Below are 13030 nucleotides of genomic sequence, written 5' to 3'. Positions count from 1 at the left end.
GCGGCGGACGCGACGCGCGGGCGGGTCGCGGGCGGTGTCGGCGTGGCCGGCGGGCGGTCCTCGCCGAGGCTCCGCCCCGTCGTCACACGAGGTCACCACCCAGCGGTGTGTTCGGGGAATCTGCTGCGACACTGGGACTGATGAACGACCGCTCACCTCTCGGACCGACGTCGCCCGCCGGCCCCGGCCCCGCACCCGGCCCCGGCGCCGGCAGGCCGTCCGCACCGCCGCGTGACGACGCGTGGCGGCTGCGCGCCGACGTCGACCTCGACGCGCTCCGCTCCAACGTCCGCGCGCTGCGCGAGCACGCCAGCGGCGGCGCGCGGGTGATGGCCGTCGTGAAGGCCGACGCGTACGGGCACGGCCTGGTGCCGTGTGCCCGAGCGGCCCGCGAGGGGGGCGCGGCGTGGCTGGGGACGGCCACGCCCGAGGAGGCGCTGGCGCTGCGCGCGGCGGGGGACACGGGGCCGTTGCTGTGCTGGCTGTGGACGCCGGGCGGGCCGTGGCGGCAGGCCATCGAGGCCGACGTCGACGTGTCGGCGAGCGCCCGTTGGGCCGTGGCCGAGATCGTCGCCGCCGCCCGCGCCGCCGGCCGTGCCGCCCGCGTCCACCTCAAGATCGACACCGGGCTGGGACGCAACGGCTGCCCGCCCGCCGACTGGGCCGAACTGCTGGCCGCGGCCCGCGCCGCCGAGGCCGAGGGCGCGCTCACCGTCACCGGCGTGTGGTCGCACTTCGCCTGCGCCGACGAGCCGGGGCACCCCTCGATCGCCGCGCAGCAGGCGGTGTTCGTCGAGGCGTTGGAGGCCGCGAAGCGCGCCGGCGTCCGGCCCGAGGTGCGGCACTTCGCGAACTCGCCCGCCACCCTCACCCTCCCCGCCTCCCACTACGACCTGGTCCGCCCCGGCGTCTCCGTCTACGGCCTCTCGCCCTCGCCCGCGATCGGCACCGCCGAGGAGTTCGGGCTGCGTCCCGCGATGACGCTCCGGGCGCGGCTGGCCGCGGTCAAGCGGGTCCCCGGTGGACACGGCGTGAGCTACGGCCACCGGTACACCACGCCGGGCGAGACGACCCTCGCGCTGGTGCCCGCCGGGTACGCCGACGGCATCCCGCGGCACGCCTCGGGCGGTCAGGGCCAGGACGGCGGCCCGGTGTTGGTGGCGGGGAAGCTGCGGACCGTCGCGGGGCTGGTGGCGATGGACCAGTTCGTGGTGGACCTCGGCGGGGACACGGCCGCGGCCGGGGACGAGGCGGTCCTCTTCGGGCCGGGCGACGGGGGAGAGCCCACGGCGGAGGACTGGGCGCGCGCCGCCGGCACCATCGGGTACGAGATCGTCACCCGCGTCGGGGCCCGCGTGCCCCGCCACTACGTGGGGGAGCGCGTGGGGGACCGGGCGGGAGAGGGCGCGTGAGCTGGGCGCGGCGGGCGGGGATCGCGGGGGCGGCGCTCGGCGCCCTCGCCACGGGGGTCGCCGCGGGCGTCGCCGTGGAGCGCCTGACGGTGCACCGGACGGTCCGCCGCACGGCGCGGCTCGCGCTCGACGCGACGGCCCCGTTCGGCACGTTGCGCGGCACCCCCGGCACGGCCTTCGCCGACGACGGCACGGAGCTGTACTACGAGGTCGACGGCGAGCCCGACGACGGTGAGTCCGACGACGGAGGAGCGGACGACGGAGGCCCCGAGGCCGGTCGGTCCGAGGCCGGCGAGCCGGCGCACGACGAGGCCGGAGACGAGGCCGGCGGCGAGCCCGAAGGCGAGGCCGTGGCGGCGAGACGCGTGGCACCCACGGTGGTCTTCAGCCACGGATACTGCCTGGCCCAGGACGTGTGGCACTTCCAGCGCGCCGCCCTGCGCGAGACCGGCACCCGCGCCGTCTTCTGGGACCAACGCGCTCACGGCCGCTCCGCGCGCGGCCCGAACGGCCACGGCGGCGAGCCCGACACCCCGGTCACCATCGAGCGGCTCGGCCGCGACCTGCGGGCGGTGCTCGACGCCGCCGTCCCCGACGGGCCGGTCGTGCTCGTCGGCCACTCCATGGGCGGGATGACGATGATGGCGCTGGCCGAGCAGTACCCGGAGTGGGTCGCCCGGCGCGTCACGGGCGCCGTGTTCCTCGCCACCTCCGCCGGCGCGTTGGACGACGTGACCTACGGCTTCCCCGCCCCGGCCGCCCGCGCCGTGCGGCGGGTGCTGCCCGGGGTGCTGCGGGCCCTCGGCTCCCAGGCGGCGCTCGTCGAACGCGGCCGGCGCGCCCTCGGCGACGTGTACGCCGGCATCGTCCGGCGGTACTCCTTCGGCTCGCCGAAGGACGTGGACCCGGCGGTGGCGCGCTTCGCGGAGCGGCTGATCGACGCCGTGCCGGTGGACGTGGTCGCCGCCTTCTACCCCGCCTTCGGCGAGCACGACAAGACGGCGGCCCTCGGGGTGTACGCCGGCCTCGGCGAGGCGTTGGAGACGCTGGTCCTCGCGGGGGACCGGGACGAGCTCACCCCGCCCGAGCACAGCGAACGCCTCGCCGCCGCGATCCCCTGCTCGCGGCTGGTCATGCTGCCGGGCGCCGGCCACCTGGTGCTGTTGGAGCAGCCGGAGCAGGTCAACGCCCACCTCGCGGAGCTGCTCGCGCGTAGCATCGGGAGCCATGAACCAGGTGTCTGAGCTGTCCGGGGTGGCTGGGGTGACGGGCGTGTCCGAGGGGGCCGGGGTGCCGGAGGAGCCGGACGCACGGGAGGTGACGGTCAGCCTGTCCGTCACCGGCCCGGACCGGATGCGGGAGCTCGGGCGCGCGCTGGCCGCGCTGCTGCGGCCCGGGGACCTGCTGGTGCTCACCGGCGAGCTGGGCGCGGGCAAGACCACGCTGACGCGTGGCATCGGCGAGGGCCTGAACGTGCGTGGCCCCGTCACCTCCCCGACGTTCGTCATCGCCCGCGTCCACCCGCCGCTGGGTGACGGACCTCCGTTGGTCCACGCCGACGCGTACCGCCTGGGCGGGGACCTGGAGGAGCTTGAGGACCTCGACCTGGACGCGGCGCTGGCCGAGTCGGTGGTCGTGGTGGAGTGGGGCGAGGGCCGGGTCGAGGGCCTGGCGGAGGACCGCCTCCACCTCGTGCTCCGCCACCCCGACGGCGCACCCGACGAGCAGCGCGTCGTGACCCTGACGGGGCACGGTGCCCGGTGGGCGGGCGCCCGGGAGCGGCTGGCGGCGCTCGGGCGCGGCACCGCGTAGCGGTCGGGACGAAAGGGGCGGGCGCCGAGGTCGGTCGAGCCCGTCGAGCCCGTCGAGGTCCGACGCCGCCTACGGCACCACGACGACGGGCGTGCCGACCGGCGCGAAGTCCCACATGAGCTCCCCGTCCTCCCGCGACTGCCGCACCGCGCCCGTGCGCAGCTGCGCGTCCGGGTCGGGCGTCGAGCCGTCGGTGGCCGAGGAGAAGCCGAAGACCGTCGCGTCGGCGGCGGCGTGGAAGACCAGGACGTTCTCGATCGGCACCCCGTCGGAGCCGATGGTCTGCTCCGTCGCCGAGGTGACCTGGTACTCCCCGGGCGGCGGGTCGACCGAGCTGGGGAACGCCTCGTGGGTGTGCTCGACGATCTCGCCCGTGCCGTCGGCCGCTATGTCCACCAGCCAGATGCGGCTCTGCCCCACCGAGTAGACGACGCGCTTGCCCGTGCCCGAGTCCGCCGGCAGCGGTGGCTCCTGGTCCTGCCCACCACCCGCGCCGCCGCCCTCGCCGCCGGGCCCGCCGTCCCCCTCGCCGCCGCCGCGGCCCGAGCCGTCCGAGGACGACTCGCCTGTGGGCGGGCTGGCGAGCGGGCGGTCGTCGGCGGCCGAGGCCTGGTACGCGAAGAAGGCGACGACGCCCAGAGCCGCGACGGTGAGCGCGGTCACGAACGCCCCGGGTCGCCGCGGGCCGGAGGAGTGACGCGCCACGCTGTGCCGCCTTTCGCGCTGCCCGTTGGTCTGTGAGCGACGCTACCAGGGAGCCGACCGCCTCTCCCGTCGCCGTAGGCTAGCTGGCGTGCTGTTGCTCGCCCTGGACACCGCCACCCCCGCCGTCACCGTCGCGTTGCACGAGACCGACGCCGGCGTCCTCGCCGCCCACCAGCAGGTCGACGCCCGCCGCCACGGCGAGCTGCTGCTGCCGACCGTCCACCGGGTGCTGGCCGACGCCGGGCGCGGTCTCGACGAGCTCGGCGGGATCGTCGTCGGCACCGGACCCGGCCCGTACACGGGGCTGCGCGTCGGACTGGCCACGGCGGCGGCTCTCGCGCTGGCCCGCGACGTTCCCGTGCACGGGCTGTGCACGCTCGACGCGATGGCCTACGCGGCGGCGACGGGCGGAGAGGCCGACGGCGGCGGAGACGGCGGCGGGGCTCTCACCCCTGGCGAGCCGTTCCTCGTCGTCACCGACGCCCGCCGCAAGGAGGTGTACTGGGCGCGCTACGACGACGCCCGCACCCGCGTCGCGGGGCCGGCCGTGGCGCGGCCCGCCGAGCTGCCGCCCGAGGTGGCCGCGCTGCCCGCCGTCGGCGCCGGCGCCCTGCTCTACCCCGAGGTCTTCGCCGACGCCCGCCCCGCGCTGCCACGGCACGCCTCGGCTGTCGCGCTCGCGACGCTCGGCGCCGAACGGCTCGCGGCGGGCGAGGAGCTGCCGGCGCCGCGCCCGCTGTACCTGCGACGACCGGACGCCCGCGTGCCGACCGGGTACAAGGCGGTCCTCCCGACATGACCGGCTCGACGGCGGGGAGCGACCCGGCGGGGACGGGCCCGGCGGGGATCTCGCTGCGCGGGATGCGCTGGTGGGACCTCCAGGCGGTGCTCGCGCTCGAACGGGAGCTGTTTCCCGAGGACGCCTGGTCGGCGGGCATGTTCTGGTCCGAGCTGGCCCACGCGCGCGGCCCGCGCCGCTCGCGGCACTACGTGGTGGCGCGACGCGCGGCCGACGGCGCGATCGTCGGCTACGCGGGCCTGGCCGCCGCCGGTGCCGGCGGCGACGTGACCGGCGACGTGCAGACCATCGCCGTCGCCCCGTCCGAGCAGGGCCGCGGGCTCGGCGCCCGGCTGCTGACGGAGCTGCTGCGCGCGGCCACGGAGTTCGGCTGCCGCGAGGTCTTCCTGGAGGTCCGCACGGACAACGTCACCGCGCAGCGCCTCTACGCCCGCTTCGGCTTCGAGCCCCTCGGCATCCGCCGCGGCTACTACCAGCCGGGCAACCACGACGCCCTCACGATGCGCCGCGACCACGAGCGGGAGACGCGCGGGACCCCGAAAGCCTCGCAGGCCCCGAAAGCGCCTCAGGCCCCGAAAGCGCCTCAGGCGTCCGAGGACCAGAAGACTCCGACGACTCCGAAGAACCCGAAGGAGACGGACCACCAGCATGGCTGACGAACCCCTCGTCCTGGGCATCGAGACCTCCTGCGACGAGACCGGCGTCGGGATCGTCCGAGGCCACACCCTGCTCGCCGACGCCGTCGCCTCCAGCGTCGACGATCACGCCCGCTACGGCGGCGTCGTCCCCGAGATCGCCAGCCGTGCCCACCTCGAGGCGATGGTCCCGACCATCGAACGTGCCCTGGCCCAGGCCGGCGTGACCGCCCGTGACCTCGACGGCATCGCGGTCACCGCGGGCCCCGGGCTGGCGGGCGCGCTGCTCGTCGGCGTCGCGTCGGCCAAGGCGTACGCCTACGCCCTCGGCAAGCCGCTGTACGGCGTGAACCACCTCGCCTCCCACGTCTGCGTGGACCAGCTGGAGCACGGCCCGCTGCCGGAGCCGACGATGGCGCTGCTCGTCTCGGGCGGACACTCCTCGCTGCTGCTGACCCCGGACATCACCTCGGACGTGCGTCCGCTGGGCGCCACCATCGACGACGCGGCGGGCGAGGCGTTCGACAAGGTGGCGCGGGTGCTCGGACTCGGCTTCCCCGGCGGCCCGGTCATCGACCGGTACGCGCGCGACGGTGACCCGGACGCGATCCGCTTCCCGCGCGGGCTGACGGGGCCGCGCGACGCGCCGTACGACTTCTCCTTCTCCGGCCTGAAGACGGCCGTGGCGCGGTGGGTCGAGGCGCGGCGCGCGGCGGGTGAGCCGGTGCCGGTCGCCGACGTCGCGGCCTCCTTCCAGGAGGCGGTGGTGGACGTCCTCACCCGCAAGGCGGTCCGCGCCTGCCGGGACGAGGGCGTCGACCACCTGATGATCGGCGGCGGCGTCGCGGCCAACTCGCGGCTGCGCGCCATGGCCGAGGAACGGTGTGCGGCGGCCGGCGTCACGCTGCGGGTGCCGCGGCCGAAGCTGTGTACGGACAACGGCGCGATGGTCGCGGCCCTGGGGGCGGAGATGATGGCGCGGGGTCGACCCGCCTCCGACCTCGCGCTGCCGGCGGACTCCTCGCTGCCCGTCACCCACACGCACGTCCCGGGAGAGGCCCTGACATGAACGACGGCCCCACCGAGACCCCGGGGACCTCGGCACCGGGGACCTCGGCTCCGGCGACCCCGGCGCCCGCGACCTCGGCGCCCGCGACCGAGGCCCTGATGTGGGAGGCGCGCGCCGTCGCCGGCCGGGGCGCCGAGCTGCTGGCGTGGGTCCGTTCCGAGCGCCTGGACCCGGCGCCCGCGCGGCGGGAGACCTTCACGGCCTCGCCCGACCGTGTCCTCGTCATCACCTGGTGGCCGGCGGGCACCCGGCCCGTCGACCTCCCGGATCCCGCGCCCGAGCTCCTGCACCGCCCGGTCCACCGCTGGCGCTTCACCCAGGAGCCCGACGAGGAGTGAACGGCCGCCGCGAGAGGCGGACCGGGGGCGCGGTATTTCGGTGGGCGCCGAAGCGTTGGGGGGCTAGCGTGGCCGGCCATGGAGCAACGCCACGTACAGCCCGACACCGAGCGGGGAGATCGCCGTGAATGGCTGACGCTGGCGGCGGCCGGCGTGACGGTCGTCCTGTGGGCCTCGGCCTTCGTCTCGATCCGCTCGGCCGGGTCCTCGTACTCGCCCGGCGCCCTCGCGCTCGGGCGGCTGCTGACCGGGACCCTCGTGCTGGGCGTGATGTGCCTGGTGCGCCGCGTCGGGTGGCCGCCGCGTGCCGCCTGGCCGGGAATCGCCTGCTCGGGGGTGCTCTGGTTCGGCATGTACATGGTGGCGCTCAACTGGGGCGAGCGGGAGGTCGACGCGGGCACGGCGGCCATGGTGGTCAACGTCGGGCCGGTCCTCGTGGCGCTGCTGAGCGCCAGGCTGCTGGGGGAGGGGCTGCCCCGCCCGCTGCTGGTCGGCATCGCGGTGTCGTTCTGCGGCGCCGTCGTGGTGGGCCTGTCCAGCTCCGGTGAGACCGACGTGTCCGCGCTCGGCGTGCTGCTGTGTCTGGTGGCGGCCGTCACGTACGCGACGGGCGTCGTCGCGCAGAAGCCGGCGCTGCGGCACGCGGGGCCGTTGCAGGTGACGTTCTACGGCTGCGCGACGGGGGCCGTGGCCTGTCTGCCGTTCACCGGGGCCCTCATATCCGACGCGGCCGACGCGCCCGCGTCAGCCACGCTCAACATGATCTACCTCGGCGTCTTCCCCACCGCGCTCGCCTTCACGACGTGGGCGTTCGTCCTGTCGCGGATGACCGCGGGCCGGACGGGGTCGACGACCTACGTGGTCCCCGCCCTGGTCGTCCTCATGTCCTGGCTGGTGCTGGACGAGGTGCCCGCGCCCCTCACCCTGCTGGGCGGCGCGCTCTGCCTCTGCGGCGTGGCCCTCTCCCGCCGGGCGCCGCGGACGACCTCCTCCCGGACGGTGGCGGCACGGCCCGCGGCACCCGGGGCCGCGAAGCCGGCTGCGCCCGTAACGCCCGCCGCGCCCGTAACGCCCGCCGAGCCGGTGGCGTCCGCCGAGCCCGTGGCACCCGCCGGGGAACGGGACGCCGGCAGCGCGGCGGAGCCGGAGCCCCGCTAGCGGCTTCACGGCGGGGGCCCCCGGCAGGGTCCACGCCCGGGTCCACGGCCCACGGCCCCAGACGGTCGCTCTTGGTCGTCCTGGCCGCTCGGGGCCGTTGGCTCCGGAGCGAAGGACTGGTTCCTGCCGGACCGCGCGCGGTCCGGCGTCCTGAGACGGCGTTCACCCGAAGCCGAAGCCGAAGCCGGAGCCGGAGCCGGAGCCGGAGCCGGAGCCGAAGCCGAAGCCGCCAGGCGGCGGAGCGAAGCAGTCGCGGGCCGTCGAGCCGACGAGGACGGCAGAGCCCTCGCCGGCGACGCCCAGGGCCTCGGCGGGTGTCCGGCCCACCCTCAGGCGGAGGCGGCGGCCACGAAGAACGGAACGGCGACGAGGAAGCGGCCGGCCTCGGCACGCCGGTGCTGCTCGGCGAGCCACGCGTCGGCCTGCTCCCGGCCGACGGCGCCGCTCGCGCAGGCCGGCTCGGCGAGCCTGGTGAGCAGCGACAGCATCGCGGGGTCGGTGAACACGTGGGTGTGCGCCTCGACGGTGATGTCGTCGAAGCCGCCGTCCAGGAGCAGGTTGCGGTACTGGCGGCCGGCGCGGGGCGTGCCCAGGAGGTCGGCGCGGGCATACACGATCGTGCGGGTGAGCTCCGCGTCGTCCGAGTCGACCATGATGGCGTCCCAGTCCTGCCCGACCAGGACGATCCTGCCGCCCGGGGCGAGCACGCGACGTGCCTCCGCCACCGCGCGCGCTGGTTCCCGCAGTACGTGGAAGACCTTGTCGGCACGGTAGCCCCGCACGCTTCCGTCGGCGAACGGCAGGTCCTCCGCGCCCGCCTCCCGGAACTCGGCCGCCGACCATCGTTCCCGGGCCGCGGTCAGCATCCACGGGTCGGGGTCCACGCCCACCGCGTGGACGCCGCGTTCGGCCAGCTCGGCGACGGCGCGTCCGGCGCCGCAGCCGACATCCACGACGGTCGAGCCCGGGACGAGCGAGAGCAGTTCGTAGGAGCGGGCCCGCAGCCGGGTGGTGCTCGGTATCTGGTCGGCCGCGTCGAGGACGGCCAGCAGGGCCTGGGTGTCGCGGTGCTCTTCCACCGCTTCCTGGTTGTTGGACATGGACGCCAGGCTGTTACTTAATGTCGGCATGAAGTCAAGTGACGACAGCGGCGTCGGCACGATGGGCATCGGCGCCGTCGCGGCACGGTTCGGCCTGGCCACGCACGTCCTGCGGCACTGGGAGTCGATGGGCCTGCTGCACCCTGGACGGGACGCCGGCGGGCGCCGCCGCTACGGTGCCGACGACCTCACCCGCGTGGCGATGATCCTCCTCTCCAGGGAGGCCGGCCTCGGCCTGGGCACCATCAGGAGCCTGTCCGCCTCTGTCGATCGCGCCACCCGGCACGAGGTCCTGCGTGCCGAGGCCGAGCAGCTCCGATCGAGAATCGCGGCGGCCCAGGCGTCGTTGGAGCTCATCGAGGGCGGCCTGAACTGCGCGCACGAGGACGTCACCCAGTGCCCGAACTACCGGCGGCTCATCGCCGAGCGGGTCGGCCCTCGACTGCCGGCGCACGGACGGGCGCGAGACGGGAACCCCTGTGCTTCGCGGGACGACTGACCACGGATCGGCCGCGGAGCCGGTGATCCTGGGCCGTGGCTCCAGCCTCACGAGACGGCACAGCCGCAGGGCCACCCCAGGCCCCCGGAGGCCAGGCTCCTAGGACACGCCGCACAGGCGCAGCACCGCCGTGGTCGCGGCGCCCGCGACGACGATGACGGGGAAGGGCGCGCGGCGCAGCGCGAGCGCCCCCGCGACGACCACCCCAGCGGGCCGGGCCCAGCCCGCGAAGCCCTGGTCCTGCGTCACCGTGGCACTCGCGACGAGCGCGAGGAGGAGCACGACCGCCGCGGCGGGCAGCAGCTGGCGGAGCCGGTCGGGAATCTCCAGTCGGTCACGGAGCGCCGGCCCGGCGACGCGGAACGCGTATGTTCCGACGGCGAGCAGGACGATCGCCAGCAGCGGCATCGGAGGACCTCCCGGGGAAGACGAACATCAGGGCCAGGCCGGCCAGCGCCAGCAGCACGGGCAGCCCGGCGGGCAGGAACGGCGTGGTGGCGACGGTGACGACGGCCCCGGCGAGCGCGGCGTCCCGGGTGGCGCGGTCGCGGAGCGAGGGCAGCACCAGCGCCAGCAGCGCGGCGGGGAACGCGGCGTCGAGCCCGAGCGCGTCGGTGTCGCCGATGACGCCACCGGCCAGCGCGCCGAGCACGACCGCCACGTTCCACACCACGAAGAGGGCGACGCCGCACACCCAGAACGCGGCGCGGCGGGCGCTCGGGTCGCGCTGCCCCATCGCGAAGGCGACCGACTCGTCGATCGTCAGGTGCGCGCCGAGCAGCCGGCCGCGCCACCGGTCGCCGAGGACGTCGGCGACGGCGAAGCCGAACGGGAGGTGGCGCGCGTTCAGCACCAGGCCGGCGACGACGGCCGCGACCGGGCTGCCGCCGGAGAGCACGACGCCGACGGCCGCGAACTGCGAGCCGCCCGCGAAGACGAGGACCGACATGACGATCGGCACCCACAGGTCGAGGCCGCCGGCCACCGAGATGGCGCCGAACGACGCGCCGACGAGCCCGGCGGCCACGCAGACCAGCGCGATGTCGCGCAGCGTGGCCTGGTCCAGCGACGCGAATGACCCTGGTGTTCGACGAAACGAACGCATGTCCGTTATCCTGAACGGACTCGGCGTCGTTCGTCAAACCGAATATCTGGTCGTCCACACCGAACACCGCTGGTCGTGGCCCGGCCACCGGCCGGAGTCGCGGCGGGCCGCGCGGGGACGTCGAGCCGACGCCCGTACGGCGGCGCCCCCCGGCGCCCCCAGCGCCCCGCGGCACTCGGTAGCGCGAGCAGTACGAGCAGCAGCACGAACAGCACGAACAGCACGAACAGCACGAACAGTACGAACAGCACGAACAGCACGAACAGTACGAACAGCACGAACAGCACGAACAGCACGAACAGCACGAACAGCACGAACAGCAGGAGCAGTAGGAGCAGCATGGGAGACGGTCCCGCCCCCGCCAGTGACCTGACCGCCCGCATCGCGTCCGCCCTGCGGCGCGAGCGCGGGCGCGCCGGCCTCTCCCTCACGGAGGTCGCGCGTCGCGCGGGCATCGCCAAGTCGACCCTCTCCCAGCTGGAGTCGGGCGGGGGCAACCCGAGCGTCGAGACGCTCTGGGCCCTCGGCGTCGCGCTGGAGGTGCCGTTCAGTCACCTCGTCGACCCGCCACGCACCCCCGTGCGCGTGATCCGCGCGGGCGAGGGCCCCGTCACCCGTTCCGAGCGCGCCGAGTACACGGCCACCCTGCTGGCCACCTGCCCGCCCCACGCCCGCCGGGACATCTTCCGCATCACGGCCGAGCCGGGCGAGCCGCGCCTGTCCGATCCGCACATACCGGGGTCCTCCGAGCACGTCGTCCTCAGCTCCGGCCGCGCGCTCGTCGGCCCCGCCGACGATCCAGCCGAGCTGCTCCCCGGGGACTACGTCACGTATCCCGGGGACGCCCCGCACGTCTTCCGCGCCCTGGAGCCCGGCACCTCGGCGGTGCTGGTCATGGAGCACGTCTGACGAGCGAGCCGCCCGGCTGCCCGACCAGGAGGGGATTCGGCTGGGCGGCCGGGCGGCTCGACACTCCGAGGCTCGGAGCCATCGAGTCCCGGAGGCCCCTGGTGGCACGGTGATCGGTGACGGGCGGCCGATGGCCCGAGACGCCACCCCGGCGCAGTCGAGGTCGCCGAGGTGACGTTCAGGCCCTGGCCGTGATCCTGACCGAATCCGAGCGGGGAGGCGGTCGTCGCCACGGTTCCCCCCAGGTGTGGCCATACTGCCGGCGCGCTCTTTCCCGCCGCTTTCGTGCGATACCCCGTGCGCTTTCCTCCCGTCGCCGTCGCCCTCGTCCCGCCGCTCGCTGTCGGGCGTAACTGCTTATACTGGTTACATGACGGACGTGCCCCGCGGTCTCCCGCTCCGCTCCCACACCGGGGCGCCCTATCGCTTCGACGCCGGGGCGCTCTGCCTGGAGCTGCTGACCACCGGCGGGCCCGGCGCGTTCCGGAGGTACGAGGTGCTGCGCGAGCCCGCCGACGTCGTCGCGTGGGCGGAGCGGTCGAGGCTCGCGCCCACGCCCGAGCTTGCGGTCACCGAGGAGGAGGTGGCGCGGGCCAGGCGGCTGCGTGACGCGCTCTGGCACGTGGTGCTCGACGTGACGGGCACCGAGCCTCCCCCGGATCCGGATTCCCCTTCGGCCCCGCCCTCCCGGCTGGCCGACGCCGTCGCCACGCTGAACGAGGCCGCCGCCGAGCCGCCGTTGGCCCCGGCCCTCGGGCCCGGCCTGTCCCGTGCCTGGGCGGCCGGGCCGGCCAGCGGCACGCGCCTGCTCGCCACCGTGGCGCGCGACGCCGTCGAGCTGCTGACGGGCCCGTTCGCCCACCGCATCAGGGCCTGCGCGGCCGACGACTGCTACCTCACGTACGTCGACACCTCACGCCCCGGCCGCCGCCGTTGGTGCTCGATGGAGCACTGCGGCAACCGCCACAAGGTGCGCACGCACCGCGCCCGCCGCGTCTTCGACCACATCCCCGCCACGGCCCCACCCCCCGAGGAAGGTTGAGCGACCATGCCCCCGACAGGACTGACGCAGGACGCCGGCTGGCAGATCGGCGTCTCCCGCACCCTGCCCCACCCGCTCCCCGTCGTCTGGGACTTCGTCAGCGGACCCGAGGGCCTGGCCCTGTGGCTCGGTCCCGGCGCGGAGCTCACCCCCGAGCGCGGCGCCCCGTACCGGACGAGCACCGGCGTGACGGGCGAGGTCCGCGGGTACCGCCCCCACGACCGCATCCGCGTCACGCACGGCGCGACCACCGTGCAGGTGGCCGTCAGCGCCGCCGGGGACGGGGAGCGGACGACGCTCCGGTTCCACCAGGAGCGGATGGGCAGCGCCGAGGAGCGTGAACGGCAGCGGGCGCACTGGCGGCACGTGATGGACGAGGTCGCCGCCCGCCTGTGACGGGCCGCCGCCGAGCATCCCGCGCGGCGCACGCGGACGGCGACGCGGACG

The 13030-nt window shown here is 75.7% G+C and carries 18 protein-coding genes; 12 read left to right on the top strand and 6 right to left on the bottom strand.

Going from position 1 to position 13030, the window contains the following annotated elements; all coding sequences use genetic code 11:
* The first annotated feature begins 140 nt into the window (after positions 1-140).
* From alr to tsaE, 3 genes are read left to right on the top strand one after another with little or no spacing between them, the layout of a single operon-like run.
* Entirely contained in the window at positions 141-1412 is a 1272-nt protein-coding gene (alr, locus tag ACTWP5_RS20060; protein ID WP_443222410.1) for an alanine racemase, read from the top strand.
* A complete protein-coding gene (locus ACTWP5_RS20055; RefSeq protein ID WP_443222409.1) occupies positions 1409-2656 on the top strand; it encodes an alpha/beta fold hydrolase in 1248 nt (415 codons plus the stop codon). The genes alr and ACTWP5_RS20055 overlap by 4 nt, the downstream gene beginning before the upstream one ends.
* A complete protein-coding gene (tsaE, locus tag ACTWP5_RS20050) occupies positions 2640-3224 on the top strand; it encodes a tRNA (adenosine(37)-N6)-threonylcarbamoyltransferase complex ATPase subunit type 1 TsaE (protein ID WP_443222408.1) in 585 nt (194 codons plus the stop codon). Before ACTWP5_RS20055 ends, tsaE begins: the two co-directional genes overlap by 17 nt.
* Before the next feature lie 69 nt (positions 3225-3293).
* Here tsaE and ACTWP5_RS20045 read toward each other — a convergent pair whose 3' ends face one another.
* Positions 3294-3929: a hypothetical protein gene (locus ACTWP5_RS20045; RefSeq protein ID WP_443222407.1), complete on the bottom strand. Its 636-nt coding sequence runs from the start codon at positions 3927-3929 to the stop codon at positions 3294-3296.
* Between the two features lie 88 nt (positions 3930-4017).
* Between ACTWP5_RS20045 and tsaB the strand changes: the two genes are divergently transcribed.
* The 5 genes from tsaB (at position 4018) to ACTWP5_RS20020 (ending at position 7928) form a co-directional block, all read left to right on the top strand.
* On the top strand, positions 4018-4728 hold the full coding sequence (tsaB, locus tag ACTWP5_RS20040; protein WP_443222406.1) for a tRNA (adenosine(37)-N6)-threonylcarbamoyltransferase complex dimerization subunit type 1 TsaB: 711 nt from the start codon (positions 4018-4020) through the stop codon (positions 4726-4728).
* Positions 4725-5384: a ribosomal protein S18-alanine N-acetyltransferase gene (gene rimI, locus ACTWP5_RS20035; RefSeq protein ID WP_443222405.1), complete on the top strand. Its 660-nt coding sequence runs from the start codon at positions 4725-4727 to the stop codon at positions 5382-5384. Before tsaB ends, rimI begins: the two co-directional genes overlap by 4 nt.
* The gene (tsaD, locus tag ACTWP5_RS20030) at positions 5377-6432 is read left to right on the top strand and encodes a tRNA (adenosine(37)-N6)-threonylcarbamoyltransferase complex transferase subunit TsaD (protein ID WP_443222404.1); all 1056 of its coding nucleotides are present in this window, start codon (positions 5377-5379) and stop codon (positions 6430-6432) included. Before rimI ends, tsaD begins: the two co-directional genes overlap by 8 nt.
* Positions 6429-6770: a hypothetical protein gene (locus ACTWP5_RS20025; protein ID WP_443222403.1), complete on the top strand. Its 342-nt coding sequence runs from the start codon at positions 6429-6431 to the stop codon at positions 6768-6770. Before tsaD ends, ACTWP5_RS20025 begins: the two co-directional genes overlap by 4 nt.
* A 78-nt stretch (positions 6771-6848) precedes the next feature.
* Entirely contained in the window at positions 6849-7928 is a 1080-nt protein-coding gene (locus tag ACTWP5_RS20020) for a DMT family transporter (RefSeq protein ID WP_443222402.1), read from the top strand.
* A gap of 162 nt (positions 7929-8090) precedes the next feature.
* Here ACTWP5_RS20020 and ACTWP5_RS20015 read toward each other — a convergent pair whose 3' ends face one another.
* Together ACTWP5_RS20015 and ACTWP5_RS20010 are read right to left on the bottom strand one after the other, a co-directional pair.
* On the bottom strand, positions 8091-8255 hold the full coding sequence (locus ACTWP5_RS20015) for a hypothetical protein (protein ID WP_443222401.1): 165 nt from the start codon (positions 8253-8255) through the stop codon (positions 8091-8093).
* Between the two features lie 2 nt (positions 8256-8257).
* The gene (locus ACTWP5_RS20010) at positions 8258-9028 is read right to left on the bottom strand and encodes a methyltransferase domain-containing protein (protein ID WP_443222400.1); all 771 of its coding nucleotides are present in this window, start codon (positions 9026-9028) and stop codon (positions 8258-8260) included.
* A gap of 28 nt (positions 9029-9056) precedes the next feature.
* Here ACTWP5_RS20010 and ACTWP5_RS20005 point away from each other — a divergent pair, with 28 nt between their 5' ends.
* Positions 9057-9527 (top strand): MerR family transcriptional regulator, encoded by a 471-nt coding sequence (locus ACTWP5_RS20005; RefSeq protein WP_443222399.1) that lies wholly within the window; start codon positions 9057-9059, stop codon positions 9525-9527.
* A 99-nt stretch (positions 9528-9626) separates the two neighbouring features.
* On the opposite strand, the gene ACTWP5_RS20000 is transcribed toward ACTWP5_RS20005, so the two are convergent.
* Genes ACTWP5_RS20000 through ACTWP5_RS19990 form a run of 3 tightly spaced genes read right to left on the bottom strand, consistent with a single transcriptional unit; the run spans position 9627 to position 10973 of the window.
* Complete coding sequence (locus ACTWP5_RS20000; RefSeq protein WP_443222398.1) at positions 9627-9935, bottom strand: AzlD domain-containing protein; 309 nt, start codon at positions 9933-9935, stop codon at positions 9627-9629.
* Positions 9862-10632, bottom strand: coding sequence for an AzlC family ABC transporter permease (locus ACTWP5_RS19995; protein ID WP_443222397.1), 771 nt, complete (start codon positions 10630-10632; stop codon positions 9862-9864). Before ACTWP5_RS19995 ends, ACTWP5_RS20000 begins: the two co-directional genes overlap by 74 nt.
* A gap of 5 nt (positions 10633-10637) precedes the next feature.
* On the bottom strand, positions 10638-10973 hold the full coding sequence (locus ACTWP5_RS19990) for a hypothetical protein (protein WP_443222396.1): 336 nt from the start codon (positions 10971-10973) through the stop codon (positions 10638-10640).
* On the opposite strand from ACTWP5_RS19990, the gene ACTWP5_RS19985 reads away from it, so the two are divergent.
* The 3 genes from ACTWP5_RS19985 to ACTWP5_RS19975 all read left to right on the top strand — a co-directional run bounded on the left by ACTWP5_RS19985 (position 10972) and on the right by ACTWP5_RS19975 (position 12979).
* Positions 10972-11541 carry a helix-turn-helix domain-containing protein gene (locus tag ACTWP5_RS19985; protein ID WP_443222395.1) on the top strand — a complete coding sequence of 190 codons (570 nt, stop codon included), beginning with the start codon at positions 10972-10974 and terminating at the stop codon, positions 11539-11541. The two genes, ACTWP5_RS19990 and ACTWP5_RS19985, sit on opposite strands and share 2 nt — an antisense overlap.
* A gap of 370 nt (positions 11542-11911) precedes the next feature.
* Complete coding sequence (locus ACTWP5_RS19980; protein ID WP_443222394.1) at positions 11912-12583, top strand: CGNR zinc finger domain-containing protein; 672 nt, start codon at positions 11912-11914, stop codon at positions 12581-12583.
* 6 nt (positions 12584-12589) lie between these two features.
* Entirely contained in the window at positions 12590-12979 is a 390-nt protein-coding gene (locus ACTWP5_RS19975) for an SRPBCC family protein (RefSeq protein WP_443222393.1), read from the top strand.
* The last annotated feature ends 51 nt before the right edge of the window (positions 12980-13030 follow it).

This window comes from Streptomyces sp. 4N509B (assembly GCF_052245655.1).
GTDB lineage: Bacteria > Actinomycetota > Actinomycetes > Streptomycetales > Streptomycetaceae > Streptomyces.
The sequence above is the reverse complement of the archived record's forward strand: the minus strand, read 5'-3'. Positions and strand labels throughout refer to the sequence as shown.

What these genes read in the sequence shown, in the direction of transcription:
- alr (WP_443222410.1), top strand. Translation starts at nt 141, where the DNA reads ATGAACGACCGCTCACCTCTCGGACCGACGTCGCCCGCCGGCCCCGGC.
- tsaE (WP_443222408.1), top strand. Translation starts at nt 2,640, where the DNA reads ATGAACCAGGTGTCTGAGCTGTCCGGGGTGGCTGGGGTGACGGGCGTG.
- rimI (WP_443222405.1), top strand. Translation starts at nt 4,725, where the DNA reads ATGACCGGCTCGACGGCGGGGAGCGACCCGGCGGGGACGGGCCCGGCG.
- tsaD (WP_443222404.1), top strand. Translation starts at nt 5,377, where the DNA reads ATGGCTGACGAACCCCTCGTCCTGGGCATCGAGACCTCCTGCGACGAG.
- ACTWP5_RS20025 (WP_443222403.1), top strand. Translation starts at nt 6,429, where the DNA reads ATGAACGACGGCCCCACCGAGACCCCGGGGACCTCGGCACCGGGGACC.
- ACTWP5_RS20020 (WP_443222402.1), top strand. Translation starts at nt 6,849, where the DNA reads ATGGAGCAACGCCACGTACAGCCCGACACCGAGCGGGGAGATCGCCGT.
- ACTWP5_RS20010 (WP_443222400.1), bottom strand. Translation starts at nt 9,028, where the DNA reads ATGTCCAACAACCAGGAAGCGGTGGAAGAGCACCGCGACACCCAGGCC.
- ACTWP5_RS20005 (WP_443222399.1), top strand. Translation starts at nt 9,057, where the DNA reads ATGAAGTCAAGTGACGACAGCGGCGTCGGCACGATGGGCATCGGCGCC.
- ACTWP5_RS20000 (WP_443222398.1), bottom strand. Translation starts at nt 9,935, where the DNA reads ATGCCGCTGCTGGCGATCGTCCTGCTCGCCGTCGGAACATACGCGTTC.
- ACTWP5_RS19995 (WP_443222397.1), bottom strand. Translation starts at nt 10,632, where the DNA reads ATGCGTTCGTTTCGTCGAACACCAGGGTCATTCGCGTCGCTGGACCAG.
- ACTWP5_RS19985 (WP_443222395.1), top strand. Translation starts at nt 10,972, where the DNA reads ATGGGAGACGGTCCCGCCCCCGCCAGTGACCTGACCGCCCGCATCGCG.
- ACTWP5_RS19990 (WP_443222396.1), bottom strand. Translation starts at nt 10,973, where the DNA reads ATGCTGCTCCTACTGCTCCTGCTGTTCGTGCTGTTCGTGCTGTTCGTG.
- ACTWP5_RS19980 (WP_443222394.1), top strand. Translation starts at nt 11,912, where the DNA reads ATGACGGACGTGCCCCGCGGTCTCCCGCTCCGCTCCCACACCGGGGCG.
- ACTWP5_RS19975 (WP_443222393.1), top strand. Translation starts at nt 12,590, where the DNA reads ATGCCCCCGACAGGACTGACGCAGGACGCCGGCTGGCAGATCGGCGTC.